Origin of the sequence: Cryobacterium sp. TMT3-29-2 (assembly GCF_004564305.1) — a bacterium.
In the GTDB taxonomy this organism is placed as follows: Bacteria; Actinomycetota; Actinomycetes; order Actinomycetales; family Microbacteriaceae; genus Cryobacterium; species Cryobacterium sinapicolor.
Window position 1 is genome coordinate 51,663 of record NZ_SOGK01000036.1, and the last position, 10,447, is coordinate 62,109.

Genomic DNA, 10,447 nt, shown 5'->3' on the forward strand with positions numbered 1-10,447 from the left:
GCAAGCGTTCGGAACGGTCCGTTCTCGCTCGTGGCCGGTCGCCACGAAGGAGACATGCGCGTGAGAGTCGGCATCGGACGAGAACGTCTGCAGGGTGAGCGCCGGGTTGCGGCGACTCCCGAGACAGTGACCCAGCTCATGGCCCTCGGACTCGAGGTTCTGATCGAAACCGGTGCGGGCGACGCGTCCGGTCACAGTGACGCCGCCTACACGGATGCCGGTGGCACCGTCGTGCCGCACCTCACTCCGGGCGACCTCGACGTCTACTGTCACGTCCGCCCCCTCGACCGGGACTTCGCGGCCACTCTCCGCCCCGGCACGATCACGGTCGGCCTGGCCTCGCCGGCCTCCGAGCTGGCCACTGTGGCCGCCCTGGCCGCGGCCGGCGCCACGGCCTTCGCCCTCGAGCTGGTGCCGCGCATCTCCCGCGCGCAGTCGATGGACGCGCTCACTTCCCAGTCGCTCGTCTCCGGCTACCGGGTGGTGCTCGAGGCGGCCATCCGTTTCCCCCGTTTCTTCCCGCTCTACATGACCGCTGCCGGAACGATTCCGCCGGCCCGCGTGCTCGTGCTGGGCGCAGGCGTGGCCGGACTGCAGGCTATCGCCACGGCCAAGCGCCTCGGCGCCCGGGTGTCGGGCTACGACGTGCGACCGGCCTCGGCCGATGAGGTGACCTCCATGGGCGGTACCTTCGTGAACCTCGACCTGGATGCCGTGGAGGGCACGGGCGGCTACGCCCGCGAACTCAGCGAAGACCGTGCCGTGCGCCAGCGCGAACTTCTCGCGCCGTACGTGGCCGCCGCCGACGTGATGATCACCACGGCGGCCATCCCCGGCCGGGCGGCCCCGCTGCTCGTCACGCACGACATGGTGGCCGCGATGCGCCCGGGCTCGGTCGTGATCGACCTGGCCGCCGAAACCGGGGGGAACGTCGAGGGTGTTGTCGCCGGTGCGGACACCCTGGTGCCCACCCGGGCCGGTGACGGCTCCGTGACGCTGGTCGGTATGAAGGATGCTCCCTCCACGATGCCGGCGGATGCCTCCCGGCTTTTCGCCAAGAACGTGGCCAACTTGCTCGCCCTGATGACCGTCGATGGCCGGGTGACGCCCGACTTCACCGACGAGGTCGTCGCCGGGGCCTGCCTGACGCATGACGGCACGATCCGGCACGAACCGACGGCCGCCGCTGTGGCCGCCGCCGGGACAGGAGAACACTGATGGATCCGATCACCCTGCTGACCGTCGTCGTGCTGGCGGTCTTCGTCGGCTTCGAGGTCGTCTCGAAGGTCTCGAGCACGCTGCACACCCCGCTGATGAGTGGCGCGAACGCCATCCACGGCATCATCCTGATCGGCGCCATCATCGTTGCCGGACAGACCCTGGAGCCGTGGCTGCTCGCGGTCGCCCTGCTCGCGGTGGTGATGGCCACCGCCAACCTGGTCGGCGGCTTCGTCGTGACCGACCGGATGCTCAAGATGTTCGCCCCCCGCAAACCGGCCGGCGCCGAGACGAAGACCGACCCGAAGGACGCGACGAAATGAGCCTGCTCAGCCCCGAGTGGACCGGCCTGCTCTACCTGATCGCCGCGGTCTGCTTCATCCTCGCCCTGCGGGGGCTCTCCTCCCCGAAGACCGCCCGACGCGGCAACCTGATCGGGGCCGCCGGTGCACTGCTGGCCGTGATCACCGTCTTCCTCTCCGCCCGGATCGAGAACATCCCGGCCATCCTCATCGCCATCGCGGTGGGCTCGGCCATCGCCGCCCCCATCTCGCGGCGCGTGGAGATGACGCAGATGCCCCAGCTCGTGGCGCTGTTCAACGGCGTCGGCGGCGGCGCCGCGGCACTGGTCGCCCTGCTGGAACTCGGCAGCACCGACAGCCCGTGGAGCAAGGTCGCCGTGGTCTTCACGATGCTCATCGGGGCCGTCTCGTTCTCCGGTTCCGCGGTCACCGTCGGCAAGCTGCAGGGTCTGATCAGTTCCCGGCCGCTCATCTTCCCTGGCCTCGCAATCGTGATGGGCGGCGTGGTCCTGGCCGCCCTCGTCGCCGGCGGATTCGTCGTCGCCACCGGTGCGGCCGGCTGGGCCATCGCACTGCTCGTGCTGGGACTACTCGTCGGGGCGCTGCTCGTGCTCCCCGTCGGCGGGGCCGACGTGCCGATCGTGATCTCCCTGCTCAACGCCTTCACCGGCCTGGCCGTCGCGGCCTCAGGCATCGTGCTGGGCAACCTGCTCCTCGTGGTGGCCGGCACCCTCGTGGGTGCCAGCGGCACGATCCTGACCCGGGCGATGGCATCCGCCATGGGTCGCGGCGTGAACGGGATCCTGTTCGGAGCGTTCAAGGGCGGTTCCACCGCCGGGTCGACCGCCCAGAGCGACCGACCCGTGCGCAGCTCCAACGCGGAAGACGTCGCCGTGCTGCTCAACTACGCCCAGCGGGTGGTCATCGTGCCCGGCTACGGCCTCGCCGTGGCGCAGGGCCAGCACACCATCGCCGAACTCGCCACCACCCTCGAGGCGCGCGGCGTCGAGGTCGTCTTCGCAATCCACCCGGTGGCCGGGCGCATGCCGGGGCACATGAACGTACTCCTCGCGGAGGCGAACGTGCCCTACGAGGCGCTCAAGGAGATGGCCGAGGTCAACCCCGAATTCAAGAACACGGATGTCGCCCTCGTCGTCGGCGCCAACGACGTGGTCAACCCGGCCGCGAAGACATCGCCCGGCTCACCGATCTACGGCATGCCCATCCTCGACGTCGGCGAGGCCCGGCAGGTGGTGTTCCTCAAGAGGTCGATGCGTCCCGGTTTCGCCGGCATCGAGAACGAGCTGCTCTACGACCCGAAGACGACTCTGCTGTTCGGCGACGCCAAGGACTCACTGACGAAGGTGCTCGGCGCGGTCAACGCGCTCTGAGCCTCACGCCCGCCCGGGCCCGTGGCACAGGTCCGGGCGGTAAGCTGCAAGCAGGGATTCGACCCAGGCTTGGGCGAGCCGGGGCGAGGGAGAGCCATGACGAGCAGGTGGGCGCGTTTCGGTCGCGGCTGGCTGACCGCATCCGTCGCCGTCTTCGTCGCCGCCCTTTCCCACCTGGCTGCGGGCGGCAATGCCCCCGGCTGGTTGAGCGTGGGTCTGGCCCTCGCGTTTGCGGGGATCGCGTCCGTGCTGCTGGCCGGCAAAAGTCTCTCGCTACCGCGACTGTCCGTCTCCGTCGGGGTCAGCCAGCTGCTGCTGCACGTTCTGTTCGGTCTCGGCGGGGCCTCCGGCGTGACGATGACGAGCGCGTCCCATCACGGAGCCGTGACCCTCGCCGACGGGTCGGCCTCCCCTCTGATGCACTCGGCCGGCGTCATGCCGGGCGGCTGGATGTGGATCGCGCATGCCCTGGCCGCCGTCGTCACCATTGCCGCGCTGCGCCGCGGGGAGAAGACCTTCTGGGCTCTGCTCGAGGAGACGACGAACCGTCTCATCGCGGTCCTGATCGAACGCCTCGCCCCGGCCACGATCGGCGCGCAGGCGGCGACGGGTCGCCCTGCCTTCGGCCGGGTCTTCGTTCCGGCCGATCTTGGAGTGCTGCTCTCGAGTGTGCTTCGCCGCGGCCCGCCCCTGACCCCCCTGGCCCTCTGAGGCACAGATCCTGTGCGGCTGTGACCTCGGCGCCGTGACCCCTGTGACTCCCTGACGCCCCGACCGGATGGCTCCGCTCGCGCCCGGTGAGGCCTTCGGCGTCTGCGCGCCTACCCCGAGACGACCGGCACTGCTGTGCGCGGTTCTCCCGAGAAACCCCCGCTTCACCTCCACCCTCCACGAATCGGAGATTTCGATGACTTCTGCCCCACCCCGTCGCCCGGCTGCTGCCGTTTTGCTCACCGTGCTGGTGATAGCCCTGTCCGTTCTCAGCCCGGTAGCTCCGGCGGCGAACGCGCACGACTCGGTGCTGCTGACCGAGCCGGCCGACGGTGAGCAGGTCGACCCTGCTCCTACCGAGATCGCCATCACCTTCACGGACGCGATCCTCGAGCTCGGCGCAATCGTCATGGTCGTCGACGATGATCAGAAGAACTGGGCCGAAGGCGACATGCGGCTCGAGGGGTCGCAGGCCACGCAGCCGGTGGCGGCGGAGCTGCCCGACGGCGCCTACGACGTTCGCTGGCGTGTCGTCTCCGCCGACGGGCATCCAGTGTCGGGCGCCTTCGCATTCACCGTGGGCGACGTGGAGCCCGAGCCGGCGGCAACCGAGACTGCGACCCCGGCGCCGAACCCGTCGAGTGATACCGACGCGGCCACCGCACACTCGGAAGACAACGCCGACGCCGCAACGGGACTCCCACTGGTCGTGGTGGGTCTCATCGGCGCCCTGATCGGGCTCGCCGTCTTGGCCCTGCTCATGGTCTGGCGAGCCCGGCGCCGCCGCAACCCGTGAAGCACTTGAAGCACATGAGGCACCTGCAGCACCCGCACCGCACTGCTTCCCGAACACTCGACGAACCACAACAGGAGAAACTCCCATGAAGCTCAACACCGCTCCCACCCGCCTCGCCGTTGCCGCCGCCGCACTGATGCTCGCCCTCTCGGGCTGCGCCGGCGCGACCGAGACGCCCGCGGAGACGACCGGCAGCGCCACCGCGGCCGACACCCTGACCATGACGGATGCCTGGGTCAAGGCGAACGAGGACGGCATGACCGGCGCCTTCGGTCTGCTCGAGAACTCCGGCACCGAGGACATCACGGTCGTCTCGGCCGAGACGACCGCGGCCTCGATGATCGAACTGCACGAAACCGTCGCCAACGACGCCGGCGACATGGTCATGCAGGAGAATCCGGACGGCTTCGTGGTGCCCGCCGACGGCTCGATCGAGCTCGCCCCGGGCGGCAGCCACATCATGCTGATGGGGCTCACCGGCCCGCTGACGGCCGGCGATGAGGCGACCTTCACCCTGACCCTCGATGACGGGTCGAGCCTCGAGTTTTCAGCACCGGTCAAGGACTACACCGGCGCCAACGAAACGTACGAGGGCGACCCCGAGATGGATACGGACACCGACAACTAGTGAGTTCCAACGCACGGAACGATGTAAGCGAACAGCAAGAGTCGGCGGCCAAAACCGGCCATCGGCTCAGCCGGCGGCACCTCCTTCTGGGTGGTGCCGCCGCGGGGATCGGCGCCGCCGGTGCCATCGGCGTCGACGTCGTCGTCAAGGGCGGGATCGGCGCCTCCGCACCGCAGACGGTGCCGCTCTTCAGCGGCACCGCGGCCGTGCCCTTCTTCGGCGTGCACCAGGCCGGGGTCGACACCGAGCCGCAGTCCCGGGTCACGTTCGTCGCCCTCAACCTGCTCCCGGAGGTCGATCGGGCCGCACTCCGCCGGATGATGCGCATCCTGACCGACGACGCCGCCCGGCTCACCCAGGGCGAGGCGGCCCTGGCCGACTCCGAACCCGAACTGGCCGTCGTGCCGGCACGGCTGACGGTCACCTTCGGCTTCGGGCCCGGCCTCGTCGCCGTCGCCGGGGGAGAGGCTCCCGGCTGGCTGCGGCCCCTGCCCGCGTTCACGATCGACCGGCTCCAACCGGAATGGAACGACGGGGACCTGCTGCTGCAGATCGCCTCCGACGACCCGCTGACCGTTGCCCACGCCACCCGGATGCTGCTGAAGGACCTGCGCTCCTTCGCGACGGTGCGCTGGGTTCAGTCCGGTTTCCGCCGGGCGGCCGGTTCCGAGAAGCCCGGCACCACCATGCGCAACCTGTTCGGCCAGGTGGACGGCACCGCGAACCCCGACGTCGGCACGACCGACTTCGATGGCCTGGTCTGGAGCCAGGCCGACAACCCCGGCTGGCTGGTGGGAGGAACCGGCTTCGTCCTGCGCCGGATCAGCATGAACCTGGACAAGTGGGACGGGCTCGACCGCTCGGGCCGCGAGTCCGCGATCGGGCGCACGCTGGCCAATGGGGCGCCGTTGACGGGCACGCAGGAGCAGGACGTGCCCGACTTCACCGCGACGACCCCGCTCGGGTTCCCGGTCATCCCCGAGTTCTCCCACCTGCGCCGCGCCCGTTCCGAGAACACGGCCCAGCGCATCCATCGCCGCGGCTACAACTACGACGACGCACCCACCGGTGCCGCGGTCTCCAACTCCGGCCTGCTGTTCGCCTGTTTCCAGGCGGATGTCGACGCACAGTTCGTCCCCATCCAGACGCGCCTCGACACCCTCGACCTGCTCAACGAGTGGACCACCCCGATCGGTTCCGCGGTGTTCGCGATTCCGCCGGGATGCACGAAGAACGGCTACATCGGGGACACCCTGTTCTGACCTTCCTGCGCGACCCTGGGCCCGGCGGAGGCCCAGGGCCGCCCGCGTAGACTGGATCCGACTCAACCCGCAATGAAAGAGGTCGCCGCGTGGCGAACGCCCAGGCTCCACAGTCCACCACAGGCCGGTACTGGCTGGTGCCGGTGCTGCGCGCCGCCCTTGCCCTGATCCCGGCGGCCGCGATCACGTTCAACGCCGATCATTCCGCGGAGTTCGGCCTGTTCATGTTCGGGGGGTTCGCGCTGGTCAGCGGCCTCACCGTGGGTCTGCTCAGCCGGCGTGCGCTCGCCGACCCGCGGGAGCGGTCCCTCTTTCTGGTGCAGGGCGCCGTGGGTGTCGCCGCCGGACTCCTCGCGCTGGTCTTCCACGCGGGCGGGCTCGGGTTCTTCCTCTTCCTGGTGTCCGTTTGGGCGGCGGTGACCGGTTTCCTCGAGCTGTACAGCGGCATCCGTGCGCGTCGGCGCGACCCGGCCGATCGTGACTGGTTGCTGGTCGGCGCCGTCACCGCCCTGCTGGCCGTGATCTTCCTGCTGCTGCCGCCCAACGCCGTGGTGTCGGTCGGCCTGTTCGGCGCCTACCTCGTGCTGCTCGGCGTCTACCTGGCCATCGCCGGGTTCTCCCTCAAGTGGGCCGGCACGGATGCCGCCCGCACCCGCACGGCCTCACCCAACGATTCGGACACCCTGTGACCCAGAACACCCCGCGCAAGCCCAGCCGTTCCGAGAAGCTCAAGCCGATCGAGCTGGTCGGATTCTCCGCCGTGATGGCCGTTTTCCTCGGCCTCACGGTTCTGATGAGCACCCGGGACGTGGTGCTGGCGCTGATCGGCTTCGGCGGCACGTTCATTCTCGTGCTCGTGGTGATCGCGATGCTCGTGCTCGGCATGAAGCCGAACCCGGCTGAGCGGTCCGACCTCGACGAGCAGAACCGCGGCCTCTGATCGGAACCGGCCCGCGCAGCCGTTACGTCAGGTAGTCGAGCAGCGGGTCCGCGAGGCCGACGTAGCTGCCCGGGGTCAGCTCGAGCAGCCGCGCCTTGGCGGCGTCGCCGATCTCCAGCCCCGTGACGAAGGCCACCAGGTCGTCCCGGTTGATGCGCTTGCCGCGGGTGAGTTCCTTGAGCAGGGCGTAGGGGTCCTCGATCGTGGAGCGCCCCGCCGACACCTCGGCGCGGATCACGGTCTGGATCGCCTCGCCGAGGATCTCCCAGTTCGCGTCGAGGTCTCGGGCGAGCATGGCGCGGTCGATGTCGATCTCGCCGAGGCCCCGCACGATGTTGTCGAGGGCGAGCAGGGAGTGCCCGAAGCCGACGCCGATGTTGCGCTGCGTGGTGGAGTCGGTCAGGTCGCGTTGCAGCCGCGACGTCACCAGTGTCGCCGCGAGCGAGTCGAGGATCGCGCTGGACAGCTCGAGGTTGGCCTCCGCGTTCTCGAACCGGATGGGATTGATTTTGTGCGGCATGGTCGATGAGCCCGTGGCCCCGACCTGCGGGATCTGGCGGAAGTAGCCGAGCGAGATGTAGGTCCAGACATCCGTCGCCAAGTTGTGCAGTACCCGGTTCGCGTGGGAGACCCGCGAGTAGAGTTCGGCCTGCCAGTCGTGGGATTCGATCTGCGTGGTCAGCGGGTTCCAGGTGAGCCCGAGGCCCTCGACGAAACCGCGGGACACAGCCGGCCAGTCGACGGCGGGATCGGCCACGACGTGGGCGGCGAAGGTGCCGGTGGCGCCGCTGAACTTGCCCAGGTACTCGCTGCCCTCGACCTGCGAGGCCAGGCGCTCGAGCCGGTAGACGAACACTGCGAGCTCCTTGCCCACCGTGGTGGGCGTCGCCGGCTGGCCGTGCGTGCGGGCCAGCATCGAATCGGCGCGGTACTCGAACGCGCGTAGGCGCAGGGCGCCGATGACGGCACGGAACTTGGGCAGCCAGACCTCGCGCACGGCGTCGCTGACGGTCAGCGCGTAGGACAGGTTATTGATGTCCTCGCTGGTGGCGGCGAAGTGGGTGAGCTCGCTGATGTGGTCGAGGCCCAGGGTGGTGAGACGGCGGCGAACGAGGTACTCAACGGCCTTCACATCGTGCCGGGTGGTGGCCTCCAATACGGCCAGCTCGTCGATCTCCGCCTGGCCGAAGTCGGTGACCAGAGCCCGCAGGGCCAGCTTCTGCTCGGCGTTCAGCGGCACGGAGCCGAACAGGCTGCGGTCGGTGAGGGTAATCAGCCACTCCACCTCGACCTGCACGCGGGCCCGGTTGAGACCGGCCTCGGACAGGTACTCGCCCAATTCGGTGACGGCGGCGCGGTAGCGGCCATCGAGTGGGCTGAGGACCTGGGGCGGTAACGGACTCATCGGACTCCCTGTCGGATTGCGGGTGCAAGCTGCGCGAAGAGCGCTTCATTTGCGCTCTCAATCATGCCAAGAACCGTGTCGAAAAAAGCATCGTCGGAATAGTACGGGTCCGGAACGTCGAGCAGGGGCGCCTGGGCCGCATCGAAACTGAGCAGCAGGCGCACCTTGTTGCGGTCTCGCTCGGTTGTGGCCCAGTTGCGCAGAATTCGTTCCTGCGCACGGTCGAGCACCACAACCAGGTCGAGGTCGGCGAACCACTCGGGGTCGAACTGGCGGGCCCGGTGGTGGCGGCCGTCGTAGCCGCGGGCGGCCAGGGCGGCGATCGTGCGCCGGTCTGCCTGCTCGCCGACGTGCCAGTCCCCGGTGCCGGCCGAGCTGGTCGTGATCAACCGGCCCAGGCCGGAGCGGGTGATCAGGTCGCGCAGCGTCACCTCCGCCATCGGCGAGCGGCAGATGTTGCCGGTGCAGACGAACACGATGCGGAAGGGTGTGGACTCATCGGGCGTGGTCGACACAATGTCCATGACCCCATTGTGTTGCACCGGGACTCCTCCACAGCCGCCGCCGGGCGGCATGTTCCGTGAACTCTCGGATTCGGCACCACCGGTATGGCCGGGGGTGGCACGCTCACTGGCAGCGAATCGGCGGCGCGCAGGAGGGCAGACATGGAGATTCCGGGCACGATTCTGACCGACTACGCGCTGTCGGCACGCCTAGACGGACTCCGGCAGCAACGGATGCTGCTGCGCCGGCTCCGCGACGACGTCGACATCGCCGCCGGCGGGCTCTCGGCCGGCGACCTGACCGGCTCGTGGCGCTCCGAGTCCCAACGGGGCTACGACCGCCGACGCAGCGACCTGGCCGGCGAGCTGCGACGGGCCGCCGGCCTCCTCGACACCGCCCTCACCGAGGTGGTGGCCGCGATCGATCAGGTCGGGGCGGCCCTGGCCGAGGCCGATGCCTGGGGTCCGGTCCCGGCTCTGGCACCCGGCGATGCTCCGGCCTCGGTGTCCCGATGACCGGTGAACCGCCCGGCGGCCCGGGCGACGCCCTGATCGTGTCCGGCGGTGGGAGCACGCTCGTCGCGACCGATACGCTGCTGGCCGAGGCGGCGCGGCTGCGGTTGCTCCAGGGCGACGCCGAGGACTGGCTGGTGCGGCTGGCGCGCATCCAATCACTGGATTCCCACCCTTCCGGCGGCCCGGTGACGGGCGGGCCCGGCGCCGGGATCAGCGTGTTCGCGGCCCGGTCCGCCCTGGTCGGCGTCGCGGAACGCAGCCAGACCCTCGCCGACGCGCTCATCGAGGCGGCGGAGGGCTACGGCCGGGCCGAGCGGCTCAGGGACTGGGCAGCGGGCCTGTCCGGAGCATGGCTGGGCTCCACCCTCGGGCTGCTGGCCCCGCTCCTGGCCCTGGCGGCCATGCCCAGCCTCACGGCCGCGGCGGTGGGGCTCCTGCTTCGCGGGCTGGTCACCGGTCGGCACCCGGGCGACGCGACTGCCGAGGTCGGCGCCTGGTTCCGGGCGCATGCGCGGGCCCTGACCAACCCGGTCTTGGTCGCACTGGTGCGGGTGATCGTCTCGTCGGCCGACGACGCGGCCGCCGGCCGGGCCGGCGTGCCGTTCCCGGTGTCAGTGGCCCTCGGCGACGAGGGCCTCGGCCTGCTCGGGGTGACGACGACCACCGCGGGCCTGGTCGGGCTCGCCCGGCCCCTTGGCCTGCTGCGCGAGACCCCCGTGTCGGTGGAGCGACTCGACGGCCCGGCGCGCGCCCTCGGCCCGCCGCACGCGGGCGC

Annotated in this window: 13 protein-coding genes; 11 read left to right on the forward strand and 2 right to left on the reverse strand. The window is 70.1% G+C overall.

Annotation, left to right across the window (positions count from 1 at the left end; genetic code table 11):
* Positions 1-60 precede the first annotated feature (60 nt).
* The 9 genes from E3O67_RS04985 (at position 61) to E3O67_RS05025 (ending at position 7,248) form a co-directional block, all read left to right on the forward strand.
* A complete protein-coding gene (locus E3O67_RS04985) occupies positions 61-1,218 on the forward strand; it encodes a Re/Si-specific NAD(P)(+) transhydrogenase subunit alpha (protein WP_135102141.1) in 1,158 nt (385 codons plus the stop codon).
* Positions 1,218-1,541 (forward strand): NAD(P) transhydrogenase subunit alpha, encoded by a 324-nt coding sequence (locus E3O67_RS04990; RefSeq protein WP_135102129.1) that lies wholly within the window; start codon positions 1,218-1,220, stop codon positions 1,539-1,541. Before E3O67_RS04985 ends, E3O67_RS04990 begins: the two co-directional genes overlap by 1 nt.
* Positions 1,538-2,911: an NAD(P)(+) transhydrogenase (Re/Si-specific) subunit beta gene (locus tag E3O67_RS04995; RefSeq protein WP_134427966.1), complete on the forward strand. Its 1,374-nt coding sequence runs from the start codon at positions 1,538-1,540 to the stop codon at positions 2,909-2,911. The genes E3O67_RS04990 and E3O67_RS04995 overlap by 4 nt, the downstream gene beginning before the upstream one ends.
* A gap of 96 nt (positions 2,912-3,007) precedes the next feature.
* Positions 3,008-3,622, forward strand: coding sequence for a hypothetical protein (locus E3O67_RS05000; protein ID WP_135102131.1), 615 nt, complete (start codon positions 3,008-3,010; stop codon positions 3,620-3,622).
* 196 nt (positions 3,623-3,818) lie between these two features.
* Positions 3,819-4,418: a copper resistance protein CopC gene (locus E3O67_RS05005; RefSeq protein ID WP_167726492.1), complete on the forward strand. Its 600-nt coding sequence runs from the start codon at positions 3,819-3,821 to the stop codon at positions 4,416-4,418.
* 85 nt (positions 4,419-4,503) lie between these two features.
* Complete coding sequence (locus tag E3O67_RS05010; protein WP_135102135.1) at positions 4,504-5,046, forward strand: copper chaperone PCu(A)C; 543 nt, start codon at positions 4,504-4,506, stop codon at positions 5,044-5,046.
* Positions 5,046-6,308 carry a Dyp-type peroxidase gene (locus E3O67_RS05015; RefSeq protein ID WP_134427974.1) on the forward strand — a complete coding sequence of 421 codons (1,263 nt, stop codon included), beginning with the start codon at positions 5,046-5,048 and terminating at the stop codon, positions 6,306-6,308. Before E3O67_RS05010 ends, E3O67_RS05015 begins: the two co-directional genes overlap by 1 nt.
* An 89-nt stretch (positions 6,309-6,397) precedes the next feature.
* Positions 6,398-6,997, forward strand: a complete 600-nt coding sequence (locus E3O67_RS05020) for an HdeD family acid-resistance protein (RefSeq protein WP_134427976.1) — start codon at positions 6,398-6,400, stop codon at positions 6,995-6,997.
* Entirely contained in the window at positions 6,994-7,248 is a 255-nt protein-coding gene (locus E3O67_RS05025; RefSeq protein WP_134427977.1) for a hypothetical protein, read from the forward strand. Before E3O67_RS05020 ends, E3O67_RS05025 begins: the two co-directional genes overlap by 4 nt.
* A gap of 22 nt (positions 7,249-7,270) precedes the next feature.
* On the opposite strand, the gene purB is transcribed toward E3O67_RS05025, so the two are convergent.
* On the reverse strand, positions 7,271-8,653 hold the full coding sequence (purB, locus tag E3O67_RS05030; protein WP_134427979.1) for an adenylosuccinate lyase: 1,383 nt from the start codon (positions 8,651-8,653) through the stop codon (positions 7,271-7,273).
* Positions 8,650-9,177, reverse strand: coding sequence for a low molecular weight protein-tyrosine-phosphatase (locus E3O67_RS05035; protein ID WP_134427981.1), 528 nt, complete (start codon positions 9,175-9,177; stop codon positions 8,650-8,652). Before E3O67_RS05035 ends, purB begins: the two co-directional genes overlap by 4 nt.
* Positions 9,178-9,318: 141 nt before the next feature.
* On the opposite strand from E3O67_RS05035, the gene E3O67_RS05040 reads away from it, so the two are divergent.
* Both E3O67_RS05040 and E3O67_RS05045 read left to right on the forward strand, forming a co-directional pair.
* Complete coding sequence (locus E3O67_RS05040) at positions 9,319-9,672, forward strand: hypothetical protein (protein ID WP_134427983.1); 354 nt, start codon at positions 9,319-9,321, stop codon at positions 9,670-9,672.
* A partial coding sequence (locus E3O67_RS05045) for a hypothetical protein (RefSeq protein WP_135102137.1) occupies positions 9,669-10,447 on the forward strand: 779 nt, incomplete at its 3' end. The genes E3O67_RS05040 and E3O67_RS05045, both read left to right, overlap by 4 nt.

Excerpts from the sequence above, each read along its gene's own strand:
- purB (WP_134427979.1), bottom strand. The coding sequence starts at position 8,653 with ATGAGTCCGTTACCGCCCCAGGTCCTCAGCCCACTCGATGGCCGCTAC.
- E3O67_RS05005 (WP_167726492.1), top strand. The coding sequence starts at position 3,819 with ATGACTTCTGCCCCACCCCGTCGCCCGGCTGCTGCCGTTTTGCTCACC.
- E3O67_RS05010 (WP_135102135.1), top strand. The coding sequence starts at position 4,504 with ATGAAGCTCAACACCGCTCCCACCCGCCTCGCCGTTGCCGCCGCCGCA.
- E3O67_RS05040 (WP_134427983.1), top strand. The coding sequence starts at position 9,319 with ATGGAGATTCCGGGCACGATTCTGACCGACTACGCGCTGTCGGCACGC.
- E3O67_RS05035 (WP_134427981.1), bottom strand. The coding sequence starts at position 9,177 with ATGGACATTGTGTCGACCACGCCCGATGAGTCCACACCCTTCCGCATC.
- E3O67_RS04990 (WP_135102129.1), top strand. The coding sequence starts at position 1,218 with ATGGATCCGATCACCCTGCTGACCGTCGTCGTGCTGGCGGTCTTCGTC.
- E3O67_RS04995 (WP_134427966.1), top strand. The coding sequence starts at position 1,538 with ATGAGCCTGCTCAGCCCCGAGTGGACCGGCCTGCTCTACCTGATCGCC.
- E3O67_RS05000 (WP_135102131.1), top strand. The coding sequence starts at position 3,008 with ATGACGAGCAGGTGGGCGCGTTTCGGTCGCGGCTGGCTGACCGCATCC.